Source organism: uncultured Parasphingopyxis sp. (assembly GCF_937129435.1).
Lineage (GTDB): Bacteria > Pseudomonadota > Alphaproteobacteria > Sphingomonadales > Sphingomonadaceae > Parasphingopyxis.
Map to the genome: position 1 here is coordinate 12558 of NZ_CAKZNF010000010.1, position 23428 is coordinate 35985.

Annotated in this window: 25 protein-coding genes; 18 read left to right on the forward strand and 7 right to left on the reverse strand. The window is 63.9% G+C overall.

Features of this window, described 5'->3' with window-relative positions:
• The first annotated feature begins 100 nt into the window (after nucleotides 1-100).
• Complete coding sequence (recQ, locus tag Q0139_RS02460; protein WP_298016793.1) at nucleotides 101-1876, forward strand: DNA helicase RecQ; 1776 nt, start codon at nucleotides 101-103, stop codon at nucleotides 1874-1876.
• Here the strand turns inward: recQ and Q0139_RS02465 are convergent.
• Nucleotides 1873-2298 (reverse strand): GFA family protein, encoded by a 426-nt coding sequence (locus tag Q0139_RS02465; RefSeq protein WP_298016798.1) that lies wholly within the window; start codon nucleotides 2296-2298, stop codon nucleotides 1873-1875. The two genes, recQ and Q0139_RS02465, sit on opposite strands and share 4 nt — an antisense overlap.
• 87 nt (nucleotides 2299-2385) lie before the next feature.
• On the opposite strand from Q0139_RS02465, the gene Q0139_RS02470 reads away from it, so the two are divergent.
• Entirely contained in the window at nucleotides 2386-2736 is a 351-nt protein-coding gene (locus tag Q0139_RS02470) for a DUF3147 family protein (RefSeq protein WP_298016801.1), read from the forward strand.
• Between the two features lie 21 nt (nucleotides 2737-2757).
• On the opposite strand, the gene ssb is transcribed toward Q0139_RS02470, so the two are convergent.
• The 3 genes from ssb to Q0139_RS02485 are packed head-to-tail and all read right to left on the reverse strand — an operon-like array spanning nucleotide 2758 to nucleotide 5412.
• Entirely contained in the window at nucleotides 2758-3261 is a 504-nt protein-coding gene (gene ssb / locus Q0139_RS02475) for a single-stranded DNA-binding protein (RefSeq protein ID WP_298016804.1), read from the reverse strand.
• Nucleotides 3262-3292: 31 nt separating this feature from the next.
• A complete protein-coding gene (locus tag Q0139_RS02480) occupies nucleotides 3293-5161 on the reverse strand; it encodes a ferrous iron transporter B (RefSeq protein WP_298016807.1) in 1869 nt (622 codons plus the stop codon).
• Nucleotides 5158-5412 (reverse strand): FeoA family protein, encoded by a 255-nt coding sequence (locus Q0139_RS02485; RefSeq protein WP_298016810.1) that lies wholly within the window; start codon nucleotides 5410-5412, stop codon nucleotides 5158-5160. The genes Q0139_RS02480 and Q0139_RS02485 overlap by 4 nt, the downstream gene beginning before the upstream one ends.
• A 164-nt stretch (nucleotides 5413-5576) precedes the next feature.
• Here Q0139_RS02485 and Q0139_RS02490 point away from each other — a divergent pair, with 164 nt between their 5' ends.
• The 8 genes from Q0139_RS02490 (at nucleotide 5577) to Q0139_RS02525 (ending at nucleotide 14200) form a co-directional block, all read left to right on the forward strand.
• Nucleotides 5577-5903: a hypothetical protein gene (locus Q0139_RS02490; RefSeq protein ID WP_298016814.1), complete on the forward strand. Its 327-nt coding sequence runs from the start codon at nucleotides 5577-5579 to the stop codon at nucleotides 5901-5903.
• A 14-nt stretch (nucleotides 5904-5917) separates the two neighbouring features.
• Nucleotides 5918-6484 carry a TMEM165/GDT1 family protein gene (locus Q0139_RS02495; RefSeq protein WP_298016817.1) on the forward strand — a complete coding sequence of 189 codons (567 nt, stop codon included), beginning with the start codon at nucleotides 5918-5920 and terminating at the stop codon, nucleotides 6482-6484.
• 109 nt (nucleotides 6485-6593) lie between these two features.
• Nucleotides 6594-7085, forward strand: a complete 492-nt coding sequence (locus tag Q0139_RS02500; protein WP_298016820.1) for a DNA starvation/stationary phase protection protein — start codon at nucleotides 6594-6596, stop codon at nucleotides 7083-7085.
• Between the two features lie 125 nt (nucleotides 7086-7210).
• On the forward strand, nucleotides 7211-7369 hold the full coding sequence (locus Q0139_RS02505; RefSeq protein WP_298016824.1) for a DUF1328 domain-containing protein: 159 nt from the start codon (nucleotides 7211-7213) through the stop codon (nucleotides 7367-7369).
• 126 nt (nucleotides 7370-7495) lie between these two features.
• Nucleotides 7496-7999 carry a DUF6265 family protein gene (locus Q0139_RS02510; protein WP_298016826.1) on the forward strand — a complete coding sequence of 168 codons (504 nt, stop codon included), beginning with the start codon at nucleotides 7496-7498 and terminating at the stop codon, nucleotides 7997-7999.
• A 44-nt stretch (nucleotides 8000-8043) separates the two neighbouring features.
• Nucleotides 8044-9627, forward strand: coding sequence for a cisplatin damage response ATP-dependent DNA ligase (locus tag Q0139_RS02515; RefSeq protein WP_298016828.1), 1584 nt, complete (start codon nucleotides 8044-8046; stop codon nucleotides 9625-9627).
• Nucleotides 9628-9800: 173 nt separating this feature from the next.
• Nucleotides 9801-10610 (forward strand): hypothetical protein, encoded by an 810-nt coding sequence (locus Q0139_RS02520; protein ID WP_298016830.1) that lies wholly within the window; start codon nucleotides 9801-9803, stop codon nucleotides 10608-10610.
• Between the two features lie 230 nt (nucleotides 10611-10840).
• Nucleotides 10841-14200 carry an autotransporter domain-containing protein gene (locus Q0139_RS02525; protein ID WP_298016832.1) on the forward strand — a complete coding sequence of 1120 codons (3360 nt, stop codon included), beginning with the start codon at nucleotides 10841-10843 and terminating at the stop codon, nucleotides 14198-14200.
• 431 nt (nucleotides 14201-14631) lie between these two features.
• On the opposite strand, the gene Q0139_RS02530 is transcribed toward Q0139_RS02525, so the two are convergent.
• The gene (locus Q0139_RS02530) at nucleotides 14632-15321 is read right to left on the reverse strand and encodes a cold-shock protein (RefSeq protein ID WP_298016835.1); all 690 of its coding nucleotides are present in this window, start codon (nucleotides 15319-15321) and stop codon (nucleotides 14632-14634) included.
• Between the two features lie 204 nt (nucleotides 15322-15525).
• Between Q0139_RS02530 and Q0139_RS02535 the strand changes: the two genes are divergently transcribed.
• From Q0139_RS02535 to rpoN, 7 genes are all read left to right on the forward strand, one after another.
• Nucleotides 15526-16329 (forward strand): TerC family protein, encoded by an 804-nt coding sequence (locus Q0139_RS02535; RefSeq protein WP_298016859.1) that lies wholly within the window; start codon nucleotides 15526-15528, stop codon nucleotides 16327-16329.
• A gap of 45 nt (nucleotides 16330-16374) precedes the next feature.
• Nucleotides 16375-16992, forward strand: coding sequence for a ribonuclease D (locus Q0139_RS02540; RefSeq protein ID WP_298016837.1), 618 nt, complete (start codon nucleotides 16375-16377; stop codon nucleotides 16990-16992).
• Nucleotides 16985-17623 (forward strand): LPS export ABC transporter periplasmic protein LptC, encoded by a 639-nt coding sequence (gene lptC / locus Q0139_RS02545; RefSeq protein ID WP_298016839.1) that lies wholly within the window; start codon nucleotides 16985-16987, stop codon nucleotides 17621-17623. The genes Q0139_RS02540 and lptC overlap by 8 nt, the downstream gene beginning before the upstream one ends.
• 5 nt (nucleotides 17624-17628) lie before the next feature.
• Entirely contained in the window at nucleotides 17629-18174 is a 546-nt protein-coding gene (locus tag Q0139_RS02550) for an LptA/OstA family protein (protein WP_298016842.1), read from the forward strand.
• A 185-nt stretch (nucleotides 18175-18359) separates the two neighbouring features.
• Nucleotides 18360-19139, forward strand: a complete 780-nt coding sequence (gene lptB / locus Q0139_RS02555; RefSeq protein WP_298016844.1) for an LPS export ABC transporter ATP-binding protein — start codon at nucleotides 18360-18362, stop codon at nucleotides 19137-19139.
• 90 nt (nucleotides 19140-19229) lie between these two features.
• Nucleotides 19230-19415, forward strand: a complete 186-nt coding sequence (locus Q0139_RS02560; RefSeq protein ID WP_298016846.1) for a hypothetical protein — start codon at nucleotides 19230-19232, stop codon at nucleotides 19413-19415.
• Between the two features lie 2 nt (nucleotides 19416-19417).
• Nucleotides 19418-20905, forward strand: coding sequence for an RNA polymerase factor sigma-54 (gene rpoN / locus Q0139_RS02565; protein WP_298016848.1), 1488 nt, complete (start codon nucleotides 19418-19420; stop codon nucleotides 20903-20905).
• Between the two features lie 108 nt (nucleotides 20906-21013).
• Here the strand turns inward: rpoN and Q0139_RS02570 are convergent, their stop codons facing one another.
• Both Q0139_RS02570 and Q0139_RS02575 read right to left on the reverse strand, forming a co-directional pair.
• On the reverse strand, nucleotides 21014-21178 hold the full coding sequence (locus tag Q0139_RS02570) for a hypothetical protein (protein WP_298016850.1): 165 nt from the start codon (nucleotides 21176-21178) through the stop codon (nucleotides 21014-21016).
• A 50-nt stretch (nucleotides 21179-21228) separates the two neighbouring features.
• Nucleotides 21229-22557 (reverse strand): hemolysin family protein, encoded by a 1329-nt coding sequence (locus tag Q0139_RS02575; protein WP_298016852.1) that lies wholly within the window; start codon nucleotides 22555-22557, stop codon nucleotides 21229-21231.
• A 146-nt stretch (nucleotides 22558-22703) separates the two neighbouring features.
• On the opposite strand from Q0139_RS02575, the gene Q0139_RS02580 reads away from it, so the two are divergent.
• Nucleotides 22704-23396 (forward strand): OmpA family protein, encoded by a 693-nt coding sequence (locus tag Q0139_RS02580; protein WP_298016854.1) that lies wholly within the window; start codon nucleotides 22704-22706, stop codon nucleotides 23394-23396.
• Nucleotides 23397-23428: the final 32 nt, after the last annotated feature.

Consider the following 23428-nt stretch of genomic DNA (forward strand, 5'->3'; position numbering starts at 1 on the left):
CCCTTAAGAGTTCTCTTACGCATGGGGTTATCGGAAGCGGTTAACGGCGGCGTTTGCGCCATGGGTGACGCCGCGCATCGCGCTTCCTATAGCGGTCGCCATGCGCGATCCCGACGAAATCCTGCATGCCGTTTTCGGCTTCGAGGCCTTTCGCGGGACGCAGCGGCAGGTGATCGACCGGGTGATGGCGGGGAAGGATGCGCTCGCGATCATGCCGACAGGGGCGGGTAAGTCGCTCTGCTACCAGATCCCGGCACTTGCCCGGCCCGGCACGGCGCTTGTCGTGTCGCCGCTGATTGCGCTGATGCACGATCAGGTGCGCGCCGCCGATGCGGTTGGGATCAAGGCGGCGACGCTGACATCCGCCGATGCGAACCGCGCCGAGACCGCCGACCGCTTCCGCGCCGGCGATCTCGATCTGCTCTATGTCGCGCCCGAACGCGCGAGCATGCCGCAGTTTCAGGATATGCTCGGACAGGTGCCGCTCTCGCTGGTTGCGATCGATGAGGCGCATTGCATTTCCGAATGGGGCCATGACTTCCGGCCCGATTATCGGCTCCTCCGACCGCTGCTCGACCGGCTCGAGGGCGTCCCCCGGCTCGGCCTGACCGCTACCGCCGATGAGGCGACGCGCAAGGATGTGCTCGCCCAGCTCGGCATGGAGGACGAGGCGCTGATCGTTGCCGGGTTCGACCGGCCCAATATCCGCTACGTCATCCGCCCGCGCACCGGGCTCAAGCAGCAGGTCAAGGCGCTGATCGACGAGCAGCCGGGGCCGGGCATCGTCTACGCGCCGAGCCGGGCCAAGGCGGAGAGGCTCGCGGCCGAAATCGCCGCGACGGGGCGCAACGCCGCTGTCTATCATGCCGGGCTGCCGCCCCAGGAACGGGCGAAGAACCAGGCCGATTTCGTCGCCTCGGAAGACATGGTGATTTGCGCGACGATCGCTTTCGGCATGGGGATCGACAAGCCCGATGTCCGCTTCGTCGCCCATGCGGGAATCCCGAAATCGATCGAGGCCTATTATCAGGAAACCGGCCGGGCGGGGCGCGACGGCGATCCGGCAGAGGCGCATCTCTTCTGGGGTGCGGAGGATTTTTCGCGAGCCCGGCAGCGTATCGAGAGCGAGATCGAGCCCGACCGGCGAGCGGGCGAGCGATCGCGGCTCAACGCGCTCGGCGCGCTGGTCGAGACGGCCGGGTGCCGCCGCGCCATATTGCTCCGGCATTTCGGCGAGGACCCGCCCGAGCGCTGCGGCAATTGCGACAATTGCCTCGAACCGCCGACCGCTATCGACGCGACCGAGACGGCGCGCAAATTGCTATCGGCGGTCTATCGCACCGGCCAGCGTTTCGGCGTCGGCCATGTCGTAGCCGTGCTGGCAGGCAAGCCGAGCGACCGCATCGTCGATCTCGGCCATGACCGGCTGTCGGTCTGGGATATCCTGTCGGACGACGAAGAGCCGATGGTCCGCCCCGTCGCCCGCGCGCTGCAGACGCGCGAGGCGCTCGTGCTGACCGATCATGGCGGGCTCGCGCTCGGCCCCAATGCGCGCTCGATTCTGCGCGGCGAAGAGGCCGTCGAGCTTGTATTGCCACCGAAGCGCCAGCGCCGCCGCCGCAAGAACCAGGAGGCCAATCCCGTCGGCGATCCGCTGTTCGACGCGCTGCGCGAACGACGCCGCGAAATCGCCGCGGAAAACGCCGTGCCGCCCTATGTCATCTTCCACGATTCGACGCTGCGCGAGATGGCCGCGGCCAAGCCGGCGAGCATTGCCGAGATGTCGAAGATCGCCGGAGTAGGCGAGGCGAAGCTCGCGCGCTACGGCGAGGATTTTCTGCGCGTTATCGAAGAGTTGGCGGGAACGGGCAGCTAGCCGCTGGGCGGCTTTCGCACCGGGTTTCGTTCGTGCACCGAGATCGCCTCCGGCAGTTCCAGCCAGCGATGCCTGTGTTCGTCCCACACCGCTTGCGCCGGCATCGGAAAATCCGGATCGGCGAAACCGCCGACGGCGACGCCGATCAGATGGGGCATACGGTCCGGCTCCCACCAGAGCGTGGTTCCGCAATCGGGGCAAAAGTGGAAGGCGACATCGGAGCCGCTCGCCGAAGCGCGGCGAAACACTTTCGCATCTCTGCCTTCGACTGTGATGGCGGTTCGCGGAAAGAAGGCGCAGACGCTGAACAGCGATCCCGTCCGCCGCTGGCAATCATCGCAATGGCAAAGCGACACTTTGGCCGGTTCGCCGGCACAGCGCAGCACGAGCGCGCCGCAATGACAGGAGGCGTTACGGGTCATCCAGCCGCGACAGTATCATTGTGCGATGGTCGGGCATAGCGAGCGATCCTGCTAGGCAATTTCCGGCTGCCATGATAGCGCGCGATCATGATTTATCTGCTCGTCAAGGCGCTGATTTCGGGCGTGATCATCGCGATCGTATCGGAGATCGCCCGGCGCAGTCCGGGCTTCGGGGCGCTCGTCGCGTCGCTGCCGCTCATTTCGGTGCTCGGCATGATCTGGCTTTGGCGCGACACTCATGACGCGGCCAATATGGCGCGCCATGCAGAAGCGACCTTCTGGTTCGTCCTGCCGTCGCTGCCGATGTTCCTGATCATTCCTGCGATGCTGCGGCAGGGCTGGTCGTTCTGGCCCGCGCTACTCACCGGCTGCGTCGTGACGGTGCTGCTCTATCTCGCCATGACGTGGATCGGCCCGAAATTCGGGTTGCGGCTATAGCCCGGCCCGCGCGATCCAGCCCTAGAACGGCACGTCGTCGTCGAGATCGTCGTCGAACGCGCCGCCGGCCGGGCCCGAGCCCTTGGACTGGCCGCCGCCCCAATTGTCGCCGCCGCTCGATCCGGCGCCGCGATCCCAGTCGTTATCGTCGCGCTGGCCGCCGCCGCTGTCATTGCGGCCGTCGAGCATCGTCAGCGTCGAATTGAAACCGCGCAGCACGACCTCGGTCGAATAGCGGTCGTTGCCCGACTGGTCCTGCCACTTGCGCGTTTCGAGCTGGCCTTCGATGTAAACCTTGGAGCCTTTGCGGAGATAACGCTCGGCGACATTGGCCAAGCCTTCGGAGAAGATTGCGACCGAATGCCATTCGGTCTTTTCGCGCCGTTCGCCGGTGTTGCGGTCCTTCCAGTTCTCGCTCGTCGCAATGCGCAGGTTCACGACCTTGCCGCCATTGCTGAACGTCCGGCTTTCGGGGTCGCGCCCCAGATTGCCGATCAGGATGACCTTGTTGACGCTTCCCGCCATGTGATTCTCCGATTCTCGATTGGAGGGTGGGTTACAACCCGAGCGCGGTGGCTGTCCAATAGGTAATCCCCGCCGCGATATAGGCGAGCGCGAAAAGATAGGAGAGCATGAAGGCGGGCCATTTCCACCCGTTGGTCTCGCGCTTCGTCACCGCGATGGTCGACAGGCATTGCGGCGCGAAGACGAACCAGGCGAGGAAGGCGAGGGCGGTGGGCAGGCTCCAGCGCGATTGCAGGCGTTCGGTCAGCGATTGTTCGGCCTGCGCCTCGTCGGTCTCGTCGATCGAATAGGTCGTGGCGAGCGCCGCAACGGCGACTTCCCGCGCCGCCATGGCCGGGATCAGCGCCAGGCTGATCTCCTCGTTGAAGCCGATCGGCGCCATCACGACGTGGAGCCCGTCGGCCACGCGGCCGGCGACCGAATATTCCGACTGCGTCTGATCGCTGCCTTCGGGCACCTGCGGGAAGGAGAGCAATGCCCAGAGCGCGATGGTGACGACGAAGATGATCGTACCGGCGCGCTTCAGGAAGATCATCGCGCGCTGCCACAGGCCGATCACGATGTCGCGCAGCGAAGGCCACTGATATTTCGGCATCTCCATGATGAAGGTGCCGCTCTCGCCGCGCGCCACGGTGCGCCGCAGGACGAGCGAGGCGAACATCGCGCCAACGATCCCGGCGATATAGAGGCCGAACAGGACCAGCCCCTGCTGGCCGATGCCCGGCCCGACAGTCGTATTGGGGATAAAGGCGGCGATGATGATCGCATAGACGGGCAGCCTTGCCGAACAGGTCATCAGCGGTGCGATCAGGATCGTGGTCAGCCGGTCCTTCGGGTCTGCGATCGTGCGCGTCGCCATAATGCCTGGGATCGCGCAAGCGAAGGACGACAGCAGCGGGATGAACGAGGATCCGGACAATCCGAAACGGCTCATCAGCCGGTCCATCAGGAAGGCGGCGCGGGTCATATAGCCTGTTGCTTCGAGCATCAGGATGAAGGCGAACAGGATCAGGATCTGCGGCAGGAAGACGACCACCGATCCGACGCCGGTGATCACGCCGTCGATCAGGAAGGACCGGATGAACCCGTCGGGAAGGGCCGCGGCTGCCGTTCCGGCAAGCCATTCCTGCGCGCCTTCGATCCAGCCGATCGGCGCTTCGGACCAGGTAAAGACCGCCTGGAACATCACGAAAAGCAGCGCGAACAGGATGAGCGGTCCGGCCAGCGGGTGGAGCAGCACGGCATCGATTCGCCGGTTCCATCGGCGTGCGGGCTTCTCGTCGATGATCGCGCGGCGAGCATAGTCACGCGCCCTTTCCCGGACGAGCACGCGGTCGTAATCGTCGCCCTCGCCATGGCCCGGCTCGACCTTGCGGAGGTTGCCGCCGGTCACGGCGGTGCCGATTGCGTCCTTGAGCGCGTCCACGCCGCGCTTGCGCACCGCCACCGTGGGAACCACCGGCACGCCAAGGTCTCGCGAGAGAATCTCTGCATCGAGCGTCAGCCCGTCGCGTTCGGCCATGTCCATCATGTTGAGCGCGACGACGACGGGCAGGCCAAGTTCGATCAGCTGCAGCGTGAAGCGGAGATGGTTTTCCAGATTCGCCGCGTCGATGACGACGACGATGGCATCGGGAAGCCGCTCGCCCTCCTGCTTGCCCATGACGACATCGTGCGTCACCTGCTCGTCTGGGCTCGAGGGGTCGAGGCTGTACGCGCCCGGGAGATCGATCAGTTCGATCGGCCGCCCGTCACTCAGCGACAGCCGGCCCGAATGGCGTTCGACCGTCACGCCCGGATAGTTGCCGACCTTCTGCCGCGCACCCGTCAGCGCGTTGAACATCGCGCTCTTCCCGGCATTGGGATTGCCGGCCAGCGCTACCAGCGGAAAGGTCGTCACGCCGCTTCGGCCTCCCCGTCGACGGCCACCGTGATCGCGATCGCGTGCGCGCGGCGGATTGCGACGGTCATCCTGCCGACGCGGCAGGCGATCGGATCGCGGCCGAGCGGCGCGCGGTGGAGCTTTTCGATGGCCACGCCTTCATCGAAGCCGAGATTGCGCAGGCGCTTCGCATCGGCTGGCGGCAGCAGGGGCCAGTCGATCGCGGCGATACGCGCCACGCGGCGCATGGGTAGGTCGTCGAGCTTCACGGATTTCCGGTCTCTGTATCTGAATTAATGCGACTGATTATCAATAACGAACCGCATTGACCAGCGTCAATTTCCAGATGCGCTCGTCCCGTACCGGCGGCGGTTCTTAATCATATGGTAACCAAGTCGGCGTAGCGCTGATCATGGGCAAAAGGAGTTGCGCCATGGAACACCACCAGGAAGCGATGCTCGCGATCCGCGCCAACATCCAGGCGCAGGTCGAACGGCTGGAAGCCGATTGCCGGGCGATGACGCTGCCGGCGCTCCACGAAGCCGTCGATGCCATTCGCGCCACCGCGCTCGCCCACAATCTTCTTGCCGTCGAGGGGATCGCTCACGCCTTCGAACGCGCGATTGCGCAGGATCGCGGCGCGACGGCCTTCGGTCTCTATTTCGACCAGTTGAAGCTCGCGACCGGCTGCAATCCGGCCGACGACCCGACCGCCCGTGATGCCATGCTGGCGGCGATTTCGGTTCGCCTGTCGGGATAGCGCCGCTCCCAGCGATGGATTCCTTCTTCCTGCCCCTTGTGACGGCCACGCTCGCCGAATGGGGGGACAAGACCCAGATTTTCGCGATGCTGCTCGCCATGCGGTTCGGCAAGCCGATGACCGTGCTTGCGGCCGTCGCCTGCGCCGCAGCGCTCAACGCGGGGATTTCTGCCTTTGCCGGTTCGCTGATCGCACCGATGATCGATCATCGCGCTTCGCAGCTGTTTCTGGCGCTCGGTTTCCTGTTCGCCGCCGCCGGGGCCTTCTGGCCGTTCAAGGACCCGAAGACCGACATCGCCCGTCCGGCGGGGATCTTCATCGCCTGCTTCCTTGCCTTTGCCGTGCTCGAATTCGGGGACAAGACGCAGTTCCTCGCGGCCGGCTATGCGACGCTGTTCGGGACATGGGTGTTCGTGGCCGTCGGGGTCGCGATCGGCGTCGTCATCGGTTGCGCCCCCGCGATCATGATGGGCGAGACGTTTCGCGACACGGTTCCGCTCAAGCTCGTCCGGCGCGCGATCGGGGCGGTTTGGCTGCTCGTTGCATCGATTTTGGCGATCAATGCATTTCTATTGATTTAGATAAGCGATCATCGATATCGGATCAATTCCGGCCCTTCCGCGGCACTTATCTGCTATAAATCCGTTCATACAGCGAATGGATCGAAACAGCAGAACAGGAGCAGACATCATGACCGAAGCCAATCTCGCCACCCCCACCGATCTCACCAACGACAAGACCAAGGCGGTCGCTGAAGCGCTGAACAGGGTGCTTGCCGACAGTTACGCGCTCTACCTGAAAACCAAGAATTTCCACTGGCACGTTTCTGGTCCGCATTTCCGCGACTATCACCTGATGCTCGACGAGCAGGCGGCACAGATTCTCGCTACGACCGATCTGATCGCCGAGCGCGTCCGCAAGACCGGGAATACGACGCTTCGGTCGATCGGCGATATCGCGCGGCACCAGACGATCGCCGACAATGACGCCGATTTCGTCAGCGCCGCGGACATGCTCGCCGAGCTGCGGGACGACAATCTCAAGCTCGTCGAAATCCTGCGCGAAGCCAAGGAGGCGGCGGGTGCGGCCGGCGACAACGCGACCGACGGGTTGCTCGACGACTGGACGGATCAGGCCGAGGAGCGTGCATGGTTTCTCTTCGAAGCCAGCCGAAACGGCTGAGCACCAAGCTCCCATCGACAGAAAGGCCGGCCACTGCGCCGGCCTTTTTTATTCGGATCAACCGGTTATCCGGAACTTCCCATGGCTGCGCCGGTTATTCCAGCATCCACAATGGGAGTTCTATCATGTTACGTTGGGCACTGATTTTCCTCGTGATCGCGATCGTCGCGGCGCTGCTCGGTCTGGGCGGCGTGGCCGATTTCGCTATGTTCCTCGCCTATGGCGCGGGTATCATCTTCCTGATCCTGCTCGTGCTGCATCTGGTGGGCGGCCGACGCGTATAGCGACACATAACCATCACGCCCGGACGCAACCCTCCGGGCGCGAAAGGGCCGGCGCCTTTGCGTCGGCCCTTTTGGTTTGTACGGCCAGCAAATTCGGGTAGCTTCGGGCGTGAAAGGGGACGGGCGATGAAACGGTTCTGGTTGGGGGTTGCGCTTTCCGGGATGCTCGCAACGCAGGCAGTGGCGCAGGATGTGCGTAGTCTTGGCGATGCCACCTCGCCGCTTGCGAACGTCGCGCAGCTCGACTGGCTCGTCGGCCAATGGGAGGGCGAGGGCTTCGGCGCTCGGAGCCAGGAGGCCTGGTTGCCGCCCACGGGCGATATGATGACCGGCATTTTCGTGCAGAGCGGCGACGACGGCATGCAGTTTTCCGAGCTCATCTACATCGTCCCGCGCGATGGAACGCTGGTCATCAGGCTCAAGCATTTCAACGCCGATCTTTCCGGCTGGGAAGATAACAGCGCCGAAAGCCCAATCGAATTTCCGCTCGTCGCGATCGAGGACGATGCCGCCTATTTTTCCGGCCTGACCTATGAACTGGTCGCGCCCGACCGGCTCGAAATCCACCTCCGGCTCAGCCAGGGCGGCGAGACGCGCATCGAGACGTTTCGCTTCACCCGCGCCGAGTGAGCCCGATCCCGGAACGGGTGCAGCCGGTTCACGTTCTCTAGACCATGCGCGCCTTTGCCGATCTTCTCGACCGCCTTGTCTATACCCGTTCGCGTAACGCCAAGCTCAAGCTGATTGCCGATTATCTGCGCGCCGCGCCCGATCCCGATCGCGGCTGGGCGCTTGCCGCGCTGACGGGCGAACTCGATATCCCCGGCGTCAAGCGCGCAGCCGTCAGCGCCATCGTCGACGAGCGCGTCGACCCCGTGCTCTTCCGCATGAGCCGCGACTATGTCGGTGATACCGCCGAGACGGTGGCGCTGATCTGGCCGGTGCGTGACGGCGGGGAGAAGAGCGAGGGTCTCCGTCTCGGCGAAGTCGTCGAGCGCCTGTTGACGCTCGGCCGCGCGCAGGCGCCGGGGGCGCTCGCCGAAATGCTCGACCGGTTCGATGCCTCGGGACGCTATGCGCTGCTCAAGCTCGCCATGGGCGGGCTGCGCGTCGGTGTGTCCGCGCGGCTCGCCAAGACGGCGCTCGCCCAGGCTTTCGACCTCGACGTCGATGCGGTCGAGGAAGTCTGGCACGGCCTCAAACCGCCTTATGACGAACTCTTCGCCTGGGGTGAGGGGCGCGCCAAGCAGCCCACGGCCGAGGATGTCCCGGTTTTCCGCCCCTTCATGCTCGCCCATCCGCTCGAGGAGCGGACCGTTTCGCTCGACGACTATGCGGCCGAATGGAAATGGGACGGCATCCGCATCCAGCTCGTAAGGACCGCCGGGGAGACGCGGCTCTATAGCCGCACGGGCGACGACATCTCGGCGGCTTTTCCCGATGTCGCCGCCGCATTCGACAAGGATGGCGCACTCGACGGCGAATTGCTCGTACGCGGCGATGCACAGGGCGGGGCGGAGGGCGGCGCAGCCAGCTTCAACGCGCTGCAGCAGCGGCTGGGGCGAAAGAAGGTGTCGGCGAAGATGCTGGATACGCATCCGGCATTCGTCCGGCTCTACGATATCCTGTTCGACGGCACCGAAGATCTGCGCGAACTGCCATGGATCGAACGAAGGAAGCGGCTGGAGGGGTTCGTACCGCAGCTGCCGCCCGACCGTTTCGACCTTTCGGCGATCGTCGAGGCGGCGGATTTCGAGGCTCTGGCCGATATGCGCGAAGCCGCGCGCGATGCGGCGATCGAAGGGCTGATGCTGAAGCGCCGCGACAGCCCCTATGTCCCGGGCCGCAAGACGGGCCTCTGGTACAAGTGGAAGCGCGATCCGCTGACCGCCGATTGCGTGATGATGTATGCCCAGCGCGGTTCGGGCAAACGGTCGAGCTTCTATTCGGATTATACCTTCGGCTGTTGGACCGAAGACGACGAACTGGTGCCCGTCGGCAAGGCCTATTCGGGTTTTACCGATGAGGAGCTGAAATGGCTCGACGGGTTCGTTCGGCGCAATTCCGTTGCCCGCTACGGCCCGGTGCGCGAGGTCGAGAAGACGCTGGTGCTGGAGGTGGCGTTCGATTCCGTCCACGAGAGCAAAAGGCACAAATCGGGCCTCGCCATGCGCTTTCCCCGCATCGCCCGAATCCGCCGTGACAAACCGGCCGACGAGGCCGATCGGGTGGAGACTCTCAAAAGCTTGATCACCTAGCCGAACAATTGATCTGGATCACGGTGGCGGCCTGGTCGACGGGGAATCAGCCATGCTGCGCGACGGCCATCTGGACGAACCATTCATCGTATGTAAAGAACGGTTCGTCGACACGCGGATGGCGGTCGCAAATGGCACGGTCACCGCTCGGGGGCCGATCAGGGAGTATGACGATGCACAAGAAGATTTTGGGGTTCACGATGGGCACGGCGCTCGCGGTGCTGGCCACGGCAACGGCCGCGCAGGCTCAGCAAACAACGCCGCTGACGGCCGGGCAGGAGCGCAGCGCGCAGCTGACCACCGACAGCGCGATCATGAACGAGAATGTCTATTATCTCGACAATTACCGTATCTCCGGAGAGGCCGGACAGCGGATCGCGATCACGATGATGTCCGATGATTTCGATACGCTGCTCGAGGTCGGCGAGATGAGCGACGGCATGTTCTCGCAACTCGCCATGGACGATGATGGCGCCGGCGAACTCAACTCGCGGCTCGTCTTCACCTTCCCCGACGATGGCGAATATATCGTCCGCGCGCGCACCTTCGGCGCCGGCAGCACGGGCAACTATACGATCTCGGCCGAAATGCTTCCGCCGCCTCCGCCTCCGCCTCCGCCGACCCCGATCAGCGTCGGCCAGACGGTCGATGGCAGCTTCGGTGCGGACAGTCCGGCCTATGAAACGCCCTATGGCGGCGATCCGCGCTACTATGCGCTTTACAGCCTGGAAGGCACGCCGGGACAGACGGTCACCATCACGTTGCGCTCGGAAGATTTCGACGCCTATCTCGAGGCTGGCGGGATGACGCCGCTCGGTTTCGCGGTCGCCGAGAGCAATGACGACGGCGTCGGCAGCGACGGCGAGATGATCGGCCTCGATTCCCGGCTGACACTGACCTTCAGTCAGGCCGGAACGCTGATCATTCGCCCGACCACGCTCGGCGGTGGTGCGACCGGCGCCTGGACGTTGACGGTCGAGTAATTTGTTCCGAGTCGCGGGCGGTGCCGGATAAAAAAGATTCCGGTACCGCCCCTGTACCGCGCACGATTGTTGCGCTGCAGCAGTGTGGAATCGCTTGCATTTCCCGCGAGTCGCAATCCGGTCAAGCATCGAATGAAGCGCAGGGATTCGAATTTCGATAACCATCTTGCCCATCTATCCCGAAGAGATATAAGAACATTTCGTCAAAACTTTTCAGGGGGCCTTCGATAATGTCGATTCATAAAAACCGTGCCGCAACACTCGCAGCGGGATCCGCTTTTGCTGCCATGGCGCTTGCGCTGGCAACGCCGGCCCAGGCCATCGTGCCCAACGACAATTTCACGCCGGCCGACATCATAGACGATACCGGGGTGAACGGCGTCGGCATGTTTTTCCGCAGTGACGGCTTCGTCTGCACCGGCTCGCTGATCAATCCTCGCACGGTCATCTTCGCAGCGCATTGCGTGAACGACCGCCCTGAAAGCGATTACGACACGAACGGCACGATCCAGTCGGCCTTCTCGTTCGACGATAACGCACTGCCCGGGTTCCAGAACTGGATCAGCAACGGCTTCGCTTCGAACGCAGACCTCGCCGTCTATAACATCGGTCAGATTCTTTATAATCCGCGCTCGCTCGAAGATCCGAATGCCTTCGGTTTCCTCGAAGGCGATGTCGCGGTCGCAGCGTTGAGCGATCCGGCCAGCGACGTCCCCACATGGACGCTGCTCTTCTCGCCGCTGCCAACCCCCACGCAGACGCCTGACGACGGTACCGGCTATCACGTCAACATCACCGGCTATGGCCGTTCGGGCAACGGTACCGACGGCGCAATTCAGGGCATCGACTGGCGCCGCCGCGCTGCCGAGAACATGCTCGGCGCACTAACCTCGTTCGACGAGCGCAACACCTTCCTCTTCGGCGATCCCTTCGGCGATCTTCCGCAGAGCCTGTATCGCCTCGACTTCGACGACCCCAATGAGACGAATGAGTTCGACTTCAACCTGTACCAGGATGAAGCGCGCACCCGCGAGGGGACGACGGCCGGCGGCGACTCCGGCGGCCCGCTGATTCTCGACCGGGCGAACAATTCTCTCAGCGACGAAAATCTGGTGCTGGCCGTTCTTTCGGGTGGCAGCCGCTTCTTCGGCCCGCAGGTCTTTTCGAGCTATGGCACCGAGAGCTTCTATCAGCCGCTTTATCTCTTCTGGGACTATATCGCCGAGGTGAACCCGTATCGCTATGCGAGCTCGGTCGAAGGCGATGGGGCTTGGGAAGATCCTTCGCACTGGGTCACGACGCTCGACCCGGCCTATCGGATCATCGACGATAACGGCAATGTCGTGAACGGCATTCCGACCTCGCCGGGTGCGAGCGTCGACGGCGGTGCGCCGGACTTTGGTGTGGTGTGCTTCGATCCGCGCGGACCGAGCAATCCGCCTGATGATGTGCACGAGTGCCAGGATCTTGCGACCGGCGACCCGGTTCCGCCGTCACGTGAAGATGGTGGCGCAACTGCCGGCGCGGATCTGGCCGTGGCGACGACCGATCAACGTGGGCGCGCAACGCTCGGCGGCGAAACGGCGGCACCGGCTGCCGGCGAATCGCCGCAGGGCATCAACGGCGGACCTCCGGAATATGTCGATGCGCCGCTCCCGGCCGCGACGATCGAAAACGGTCTTCCGGGTGCCACGGGCTTCGTGCCGAACAATATCGATCCCGATCCCAGCACCGGTGTTCGGGCACGCTATTTCGATGTGATGCTTGGCGCTCCGGGCACGACCCGTCTCAGCTCGCGCGGATACGAGATCGACGTCCTTTCGGTGACCGGCGATGCACGGCTCGTGATCACCGGTCGTGCCGATCTCACGGTGCTGGGCGACTTCACCCAGACCGGCGGGATCGTCGATATCGACGGCCGCCTGACCACGGGCGAGGCGCTGATGGTCGACGGCCTTCTGCGTGGCCGCGGCGTGTTCGATCCGACCTTCTTCACGGTCGTTTCCGGCACCATCAATCCGCGCGGCAACAATATGGGCACGTTCACCGTTCGCGGCGACGTAATCCTGTCCTCGGGCGCGACGACGATCTTCGATATCGTCCGCAACCGTAACGACCGGATTACCGTCAAGGGCGATGCCGACAATCCGGGCTATTTCGTAGCTGGCGGCACCGCCAACTTCCGCATCGGCACCGGTGCCGCTCCGCGTGACGGCGACCGGTACAACATCGTCAGCGCCACCCGTGTCATTGGAGAGTTCGACAATGTGACGGGCAGCGTCGGGGTTCTGAACCCGGTCCTGACCTACGATGCGGATGCGATCCGGGTAACGCTGGAAGCGGGGCTGATGACCGATTTCATCGGTGCCAGTGCATCGCCGGCGGCGCTTTCGTTCGCCAACGCGCTCGATGCGCTCCGTGGCAGCGACTACAACTCGCTCTACGGCGTATATGGTGCGCTCGACGTTATGGACGCGCAGAGCCTGACGGCGACGCTCGCCGGCTTCGCGCCGACCATCCGGAACGAGTCGATGGAGATCGGCAGCCTGCAGAACGAGCAGATGCTGAACCTCGTCACCGATCGTCTCTCGATGATCGGCACCGACCGGGTCCAGCGCGGCACCTTCAACATCGTCGGTTCGCCCGAAGCGATCGGTATCGCCGCTGGCGGGTCGAACATGTCGACCACGATGGCCAGCCGCCGCAGCTTCACCGATCGCGTCGTGTCTTCGGGCCGCACGCTCGGCCAGCTGCCCGACAATATGAGCGGCTTCATCTCGGGCGGTTACGAAATGGGCCGCACGGCGACCAATTTCGGCAGCCGGAACGACATGCGGGCCACCTACCACATGGCGCTCGGCCTTGAGGCGGAAGTCACCGACAACCTGACGGTGGGCGGTGCAACCGCGTTGAGCCAGGGCCGTTCGTCGCTGCGCGGATCGGCCGCCAATGTGCGGACGAACCAGGCAATGATGTACGCCTCCTACAATATGGGCGGCGGCGCCTATGTTGCGGGCCTCGGATCGGCTTCGATCAGCGATATCGGCACCGATCGTCTCACCGACAATGGCTATGAGACGGCGAGGTTCAACAACGACACCACGGCGAGCCACTATGCCGCTGGCGTCGAAGCCGGTGTCAATATCGGGATCGGTAGCGACTTCAACCTGACGCCGCGTGTGGGCCTTCGTTACCTGCGCAATTCGGTCGACGGCTATATGGAGAGCGGTTCCGAGGCCGCGCTCCAGGTCGATACGGTTCGCGAACAGCGGATCGAAGGCCGGGTCGGCTTCGCCTTCCAGGGTGAGACGACGGTCGGCGATGGCTGGACGCTTCGTCCGCAGCTATCGGCCGACTATGTCAACGCCGTGGGCGGCAACAATACGGACATGACTGTTCGCTTCGCCAACGCTGCCGGTGTCCCGATCGTGCTGCCGGGCTTTGCCAATGACGGCAGCTGGGCCGAGGTCCGTGGCGGTCTCAGCATCGAGCGTGGCAACATGTCGTTCACGACGGCCGTCGAGACCGACATTTCGCGCGCCAACCGCCGTGACGACCGTGCGGTCGCCGAGTTCTCGGTCAGCTTCTAGGCGATACCGACAACCTCATAAAAGGGCCCGGGGAGGAAACTCTCCGGGCCCTTTTGTGTGCACCATTCACGAGTTGCTGCCACGACGTCCGGCTGGCTTACCTTTGCCTGTCATACGCCGTCCACGGAGCTCTCTCTGACATGCTCTGACGTCGATGCAGGCGGGGCCTTAGGCCGAAGCTGTGCCCTTATCTCGCCGCTGGGATTGGTGACCGCCGCCGTCGGGCGAGTCGCTCACACCACGGCCGGTTCATCAGTTTTCGATGTCGTGGCCCCCGATCCCGGCAGATATATCCGGAACGCCGTTTGACGAGTGTCCGGCCGGCCGCAACCGGCGGGCAAAAGAAAAGCCCGGCAGCGAGAACTGCCGGGCTCCTTCTGGTTCGTTGAGCAAGCGCGGCGACCGACGAGCCGCCTGGCTTATCCGCCCCTCTAGTCGGTCTTGGGCTGCAGATTCACCGCAGCAAACTTGCCGCGACGATCGACCTCGAGATCGAAGTCGAGCCGGTCACCCTCGTTGAGACCCGACATACCGGCGCGTTCGACGGCGCTGATATGCACGAACGCATCGGGCTGGCCGTCATCGCGTTGGATGAAGCCGAAGCCCTTCATCGAGTTGAAGAACTTTACCGTCCCGCTTGCGCTGTCGCCGGTCAGCTTGCGCGCCGGGCCGCGCTCTTCGCGCTGCGGTACCTCGAGCGGTTCACCCTCGATCACGAGGTCGCTCGCCGACACCTTGCCGTTGCGGTCGACCAGCGTGAAGCTCAGCGGCTGGCCTTCGGCCAGGCCCTGTAACCCGGCCTTTTCGACCTCGCTGATATGGACGAAGACATCCTCGCCGCCATCGTCGCGGACGATGAAGCCGAAGCCCTTCTGTCCGTTGAAGAACTTTACGACGCCCTTGCCCTCGCCGACAATCTGCCGGGGCATCCCGCCGCCGCGGAAGCCGCCGCCGCCGCCTCCGCCACCGCGATCCTGGAAACCGCCGCCGCGATCGTCATTGCCGCCGCTTAAGCCGCCGCGCTCCTGAAAACCGCTGCCTTGTTCCTGATAATAGTTTTCGTCGCCGAAACCGTCGCGCTTGTCCTGCCGGCGTCCGCGCCGGCCCCTGTCAAAACCCATGGGTAGTAAAATCTTCCTTTGCCCGGTCATATATATCAGCAGTCGCGCCGGGCATGACGCGCGAACCCCCTGGCGCAAACCGTTCGCGCCATGATTCGCCATAGCGCAATTTTGCCCGGTCTGCGAGGGTTTTGGCGAAACCAGCTACCGTATGGCGCGCAAAGCCGTCTTGTCAGCGCAATTCGGCTGCGGCATTTGCGCTTGATGGACCAGATACTCGCCGTCTTTATCGACCCCGCCAATATCGCCGCGCTCGTCACGCTGATCGTGCTCGAAGTCGTGTTGGGCATCGACAACCTCATCTTCATTTCTATCCTGTCGAACAAGCTTCCGCCCGAACAGCGGCAAAAGGCCCGGCGGATCGGTATCGCGCTCGCACTGATCATGCGCCTGGCGCTGCTCTCGATGATCGCCTGGATCGTGCAGGCGACGCAGGTGCTGTTCGATCTCGGCCTGACCGGCCCGCTGGACAGCCATGGCGCGCCGACCTTCGAAACCGCCTTTTCGACGCGCGACCTGATCCTGATCGCGGGCGGGCTGTTCCTGCTCTGGAAGGCGACGAAGGAAATCCATCACAATGTCGATTCGGAGGTTTCCGGCGAGATACTCGACAAGAAGGGCAGGGGATCGCTGACCTTCACCTCGGCCATCGTGCAGATCTTGCTGCTCGACATGGTTTTCTCGATCGATTCGATCCTGACCGCCGTCGGGATGACCGATGTGCTGCCGATCATGGTGGTGGCTGTCATCGTTGCCGTTGTCGTCATGCTGGTCGCCGCCGATCCGCTCGCCGAGTTCATCGATCGCAACCCCAGCGTCGTCATGCTGGCACTCGCCTTTTTGATGATGATCGGTTTCGTACTGATCGCCGACGGGTTCGGCGTGCATATCCCCAAGGGCTATATCTACGCCGCCATGGCATTTGCCGCCGGTGTCGAGGCTCTCAACATCATGGCGCGCAAGGCGCGGATGCGGCGCAAAGGCAACGCGTCCGACACGGAAGCTTAGCGCGCGGCCATTGAGCGTTCATCGCGTTCGGCCTATGGGCGGGGCATGACCGTTCATTTTCACGAAGAAGACCTGCCGGCGGGCGTGCTGGCCGATGGGCCGATCGCCGTCGATACCGAAACCATGGGGCTGCAGACGCCTCGTGACCGGCTTTGCGTCGTGCAGCTTGCCGATGGAAAGGGCGACGAGCACCTCGTCCGCTTCGGGCCGGACAGCGATTATGCCGCGCCGAATCTGAAGGCCGTGCTCGGCGATCCGGACCGGATCAAGATCTACCATTTCGGCCGCTTCGATATCGCCGCGATCCTGCACTATATGGGCGTGATGGCGGCACCGGTTTACTGCACGAAAATCGCATCGCGCCTCGTGCGGACCTATACCGATCGGCACGGGCTGAAGGAGCTTTGCCGGGAGATGCTGGGCGAGGACATATCGAAGCAGCAGCAAAGTTCGGACTGGGGTGCACCCGAACTCAGCGACGCGCAGAAGGATTATGCCGCGTCCGATGTCCGCTATCTCCACCGGTTGATGGACGAAATGAACACGCGTCTCGTACGCGAAGGGCGGATGGAATTGGCGCAGGCCTGTTTCGATTTCCTTCCGCATCGCGCGCAGCTCGATCTGGCCGGTTGGCCGGAGATCGACATCTTCGCCCATGTCTGAGGCGGCCCGCCAGCAGCGCAATCGGCGCCAGGCCTGGGCGCATCCGGGCGGCCGGCATGACAAACTGGTCGGGCTGCTCAACATATTGTTGCCCTGCGCGGTCGGCGTGCTGGCGGCTTTCCTAGCCATGGCGCCGCTTCAGCAGAACAGCGAGCTCAATTTCCTGCTCTCCAAGGACAATGTCGAGATCGCCGATGAACGGCTGCGCGTCGAAGCGGCGCGCTATAGCGGCGCCGACGATCGCGGACGGCTGTTCGAACTGCGCGCCCAGTCGGCGGTGCAGCGTTCTTCGGATACGCCGGTGGTCGAGATGGAGAATCTCACCGCACGCATCGATCTCGACGACGGGCCCGCCGTGATCGTCGCGCGCGACGGGCGCTACGATATGGACGAACAGACGGTCGCCGTCGAAGGGCCGGTGCTGATGCGCGCTTCGGACGGTTACCGGCTCGAAACCAGCGATGTCGATGTCGATCTGGGCGCGCGCGAAATGCGCAGCACCGGGGCGGTGACGGGACGCATTCCGCTCGGCCGGTTCCAGGCGAACGGCATGCGCGTGAACATCGAAGACCGCTCTGTCGTGCTCAATGGCCGTGCCCGCTTGCGTATCGAGCAGGGAGGCGTCAGATAGCCGCCATGACTCGATTGTCGATCTTTTGTGCCGCCGGTGCCTTTGCTCTGCTCGGTGCCGTGCCCGCCTCCAGCCAGTCGGCGCTGCAGGGGCTGAACACCAACGCCCCCGTCGACGTTGCCGCCGACCGGATCGAGGTGGAGGACCGCGCCGATCGTGCGATCTTTTCCGGCAACGTCAATGTGCGCCAGGGCAATCTTGCGCTCGATGCGTCGCGTATCACCGTCAATTACAGCGGCAATGCCGGCGGCGATGTGCAGGTGCGGCGGCTCGATGCATCGGGCGGCGTTTTCGTGCGCAGCCCCAGCGAGACCGCGCGGGGCCAGTTCGCGACCTACGATCTCGACCGGCGGCTGATCACGATGATCGGCGGCGTTGAGCTCAACCAGGGTGGCAATATCATCCGCGGCGGGCGGCTGGTGATCGATCTTAACAGCGGCCGGGCCGTGGTCGACGGTCGCAGCCAGGGCGGCGATGGCATCACGACGCAGGGCACGCCGAGCGGCCGTGTGACCGGCCGCTTCACGGTGCCGCAAAGGGGCGGGGAGTAAGAATCTATCCATCCTCGTCATTGCGAGCGAAGCGAAGCAATCCAGAGCCAAACAGGACGGCGCTTGTGGCTCTGGATTGCCGCGTCGCCTTCGGCTCCTCGCAATGACGAATTCCTTCGACCCTTGCCTCTCTTCCGGCCGGTGCCCGGTTCCAATCACGCAAGAATGATGCCAAAAGCGCGCGCATGAACGATGCCTCCGCAATCGCGCCCGCCGAGGCGATGCCCGTCACCGGCGAGGAGCCGGAAGGGCTGTCGGTCGTCTCGATCGCCAAGAGCTACGACAAGAAACAGGTGCTGCAGGACGTGTCGCTGCATGTCGGGCGGGGCGAGGTGATCGGGCTGCTCGGGCCGAACGGCGCGGGCAAGACGACGTGCTTCTATTCGGTCATGGGGCTGGTGAAGCCGGATTCGGGCCGCATCATGCTCGACGGTGAGGATATCACCGGCCTCCCCATGTATCGCCGCGCGATCCTCGGCCTCGGTTACCTGCCGCAGGAAACCTCGATCTTTCGCGGGTTGAGCGTCGAGAAGAATATTTCCGCCGTGCTCGAAATGGCCGAGCCCGACAAGGCGGCGCGGCAACAGCGGCTCGAACAGCTGCTAGAGGAATTCTCGATTCAGCATTTGCGCGATTCGCCGGCGATGGCGCTATCGGGCGGCGAGCGGCGGCGGTGCGAGATCGCCCGGGCGCTGGCCGCCAATCCTTCGATCATGCTGCTCGACGAGCCGTTCGCGGGTATCGATCCGATCTCGATCTCGGACATTCGCGATCTCGTCGCCGACCTGAAAAACCGCAACATCGGCGTGCTGATCACCGATCATAACGTCCGCGAGACGCTCGGCATCGTCGATCGTGCCTGCATCATCTACGATGGCAAGGTGCTGTTTGCCGGATCGCCCGACGAACTCGTGTCGAACGCCGAGGTACGGCGGCTTTACCTCGGCGAAGGGTTTGAAAGGTAAGGCTTAAAGGGCCTAAACCCGCGCTTGGCGCCGCCGCTGTTTCGAAAAGAGGCTTAACATGCAAGCAATTCAAGCGAAGGACATTGGGTAATGTTCGAGCGCGAATTGCGCCGTCAGGTTGAGCCTCTTTTCGGAACCCCGAAGGGGCGCGACAAATTTGGCCGCTGGCAGCGTCAGGAACGCTTGACCATGCTGTCATGGCCTGCGCTTTCCTTCCTCGCCACCAGCCAAATTTCCTCGCGCAGCGACGGCGCCAAGCGCGGATTTAGGCCCTAAGCATGGCCCTCGGACCGCGCCTCGATCTCAGACAGTCGCAGCAACTGGTGATGACGCCACAGTTGCAGCAGGCGATCAAGCTGCTCGCGCTGTCGAACCTCGAGATCGAGGCCTTTATCGCCGAAGAGATCGAACGCAATCCGCTGCTCGAACAGGAACGCGACGAGGATCGCGAACTCTCCGCGTCCAGCGATGACGACGGCTTCGGCGACGCGCCGGAGCCGGAAAGCGCCGATACGCTCCTGTCAGGCAATGACGGCGATGGCGAGGCGCAGCTCGATATCGATGCCAGCGCGTTCGACGAGGATGGGCCGGGCGACCGGATCGAGGCCGGGCCGTCGAGCGGCCTCGGCATGGATGACCTTGCGGGTGGCGGCGAGGGCGATATCGAGTCGCTCGCCATGTCCGATATCTCGCTCGTCGATCATTTGGGCGAACAGGCGGCGGCGGTGTTCTCCGGACATCGGCTCATGATCGCCGGGCAGCTGATCGAACGGATCGACGAGACCGGCTATCTGCGCGCCGATCTGCTGCGGCTTTCGCATCAGCTCTCGGTCCCCATGTCGGAGCTCGAAGATGTGCTGGAGACGATCCAGGGCTTCGATCCGACGGGCGTCGGCGCGCGCGATCTGGCGGAGTGCCTCGCGCTGCAGGCGCGCGAGGCGGATCGCTACGACCCGTGCATGGCGAAGCTGATCGATCATCTCGATCTGGTGGCGCGGGGCGAATTTGCGCGGCTGAAGCGCATGTGCCGCGTCGACGACGAGGATCTGGCCGACATGATCGCCGAGCTGCGCGGCTATGATCCCAAGCCGGGCTGCCGCTTCGGCGGCGAGCCGGTGCAGCAGGTCGTGCCCGACATCTTCATCCGCCGCACGGCATCGGGCTGGTCGGTCGAACTCAACGCGGCGACGCTGCCGCGCCTGATCGTCAACCGCTCATACTATGCCGAACTCGGCGATGCGAAGAAGGAGGCCGAGGGCAAGGCCTGGCTCGACGAGTGCCTGACCAACGCCAACTGGCTGGTGAAGGCATTGGACCAGCGCGCACGGACCATCGTCAAGGTCGCGAGCGAGTTGACGAAGCGGCAAGCGGGGTTTTTCGAGAGGGGCGTCGCGGCGCTCAAACCGCTCACCCTGCGCGAGATTGCCGAGGTGATCGACATGCACGAATCGACGGTCAGCCGCGCGACGTCGAACAAATATCTCTCCTGCGACCGCGGCGTGTTCGAGCTGAAATATTTCTTCACCAGCGGCGTGTCGGCCGGCGAGGACGGCGAAGAGGCGTCATCGGAAGCGGTGAAGAGCGAAATCCGTCACCTCATCGACAATGAGGACAAGATCCTTTCCGACGACAAGCTCGTCGTCCTGCTGAAGGACAAGGGCTTTACCGTCGCGCGCCGGACGGTGGCCAAATATCGCGAGGCGATGGGGATCGGCTCGTCGGTCGAGCGGCGGCGCCGGCGCAAGCTATCGAGCCGCGCTGCCTGATCGGCATTATGATGCGGCCCTGATGCCGTCAGGGCTGAGCTTGTCGAAGTCTGCCTATCGACATCGAGAAACGCCCTTCGACAGGCTCAGGGCTAACGGGCCTGTCGGCTAACTCTTCGAACCGCGGACGAAATACAGCACGACATAACCGATGGCGAGGATTGCGAGCACGTAGAAGATGATCGCGACGACGTTCGCGACGACCTTGATCGCGAGGAACAGCAGCACGATCGCGGCGACGACGAGAAGCAGGTTGCGAAGCAGCGGACCCATGAAAAATCTCCTTACTGTTCTATATGACTAACACAGCTTGGCACGCAATGCTAGCCGTCTTCGTCATCGCCCTCGGGCGGCACGACGAGCAGCTTGTCGATCTTGCGCCCGTCCATGTCGACGACGGTGAAGCTGAAATCCTCGAACTCGAAATCCTCGCCCACCGTCGGCAGGTGGCGCAGGATCGACAGGGCGAAGCCGGCGACGGTCGCATATTCGCGGTCGTCGGGCAGGTCGATGCCGAGCTTCTCCGCCATATTGTCCGCCGACAGCGATCCGGAAAAGAGCCAGCTTCCATCGTCGCGCTCGACGAAAGGCGGGTCGGTATCGAAATCCTGGTCCGACGCGAATTCGCCGGCGATGGTGATCAGCAGGTCGAGCGGAGTCATGATGCCTTCGAAATGGCCATATTCGTCATGCACGAGCGCCATCGGCACGTCGGATTCGCGCAGCGCCTCGAGCGCGTCCATCGCATCGACCTGATCGGGGATGATCGGCGCCTGCCGCATCAATTCGCGCAGGTCGAGCGACCGCCCTTCGAACAGCGCGGAGACGATGTCGCGCGCCTGAACCACGCCGATGATCTCGTCGACCGAACCCTCGGCCACGGGCAGCCGCGTATGCGGCGTCGCGAGCAGCACTTCGCGAATCTCGTTCGGCGTCGAGGAGGCTTCGATCCAGTCGACCTCCGTCCGCGGCGTCATCACCTCGCGCACGGGCCGGTCGGCCAGCCGCACGACGCCCGAGATGATGGCGCGCTCGCTCTCCTCGATGACGCCCGACTGGGTCGCCTCGGCAACCAGCATATGGAGTTCTTCCGCCGTGACGCGCGACTGCGATTCGCGGTTCATGCGCAATATGCGGAAGATCAGCGCACTCGTCTTGTCGAGCAGCCAGACCAGCGGCGCCGTCGCAATCGAGAGCCAGTGCATCGGAATGGCGATCAGACTGGCGATCGGTGCCGGGTTGCGGAGCGCGAATTGCTTGGGAACGAGCTCGCCGATCACCAGCGAGGCGAAGGTTGTCACGGCGATGACCAGCGTGAAGCCCAGCGTTTGCGCCAATCCCGGCTCGACGCCGAGCAGGGCGATTCGTTCGCCGACCGGCCCGCCGAGGCTCGCGCCCGAATAGGCGCCAGCGAGGATGCTGATGAGGGAAATGCCGATCTGGACGGTCGAAAGGAACCGTCCGGGCTCGCCTGCGAGATCGAGCGCCGTCTGCGCCCCGCGCCGCCCGCGCTTCGCCATCGACTGGAGCCGCGCCTTGCGGGCCGAAACGATGGCGAGCTCTGACATCGCGAAGACGCCGTTCAGCAGCACCAGGGCGAGGATGATGCACAGGTCGAACCAGGGAAAGGGCGTGATGGGCGTGGGTTGCATGGCCGGAATAGGGTGTTGTGGCGTGAATCTTTCTCCGGGACAACCACGCGATCAGCAGTTGTTCAAGCGACTGCGCGGAACAAGGCGGCTATGGCGGGTGTTGAGGGCGCATAACCGCAGAAAATTCTGCCAGAGGGAGCAAAGTGATGAAATTTTCCAAGAGCCTTACCGCCGGCGCGGCCGCCATCGCCCTGATGGGGACGAGCGCCTGTGTGACCAATCCGGAAACCGGCAACCAGCGCGTGTCGACCACGGGCGCCATCGGCGGCGTCGTCGGTGCGCTCGGCGGCTATCTGCTCGGCGACCTGATCGGCGGCCGCAATTCGCGCACCGAAGAGATTATCGGCGCCGGTATCGGTGCCGTCGCGGGTGCTGCGATCGGCACCTATATGGATCGCCAGCAGCGCGACCTGGAACAGGCGACAGCCGGCACCGACACCGAGGTCATCCGCGAAGGCGACAATCTCTATCTTCAGATGCCCGGCTCGGTCGCCGAATTCGACGTCGATTCGGCGCAGCTTCGCCCGATCTTCCGCCAGACGCTGGACGAAGTGGCGCAGACGCTGAACGCCTATCCGGAAACCTATATCGATGTGTACGGCCATACCGATTCGGACGGTTCGGACGCCTACAACCTCGCGCTGTCGCAGCGCCGGGCGCAGGCCGTGGCCGACTATCTGGTGGCGCGCGGCGTCAACCGTGCGCGTATCGCCACGCAGGGCTTCGGCGAGAGCCAGCCGATCGCCAGCAATGCGACGGCGGCCGGCAAGCAGCAGAACCGCCGCGTCGAAATTCGCATCGTTCCGATCACCCAGAACGACGTGAACAGCGCCCGCTAGTTTCGGGTCGCAGCAAACAAAAAAGCCCTCCG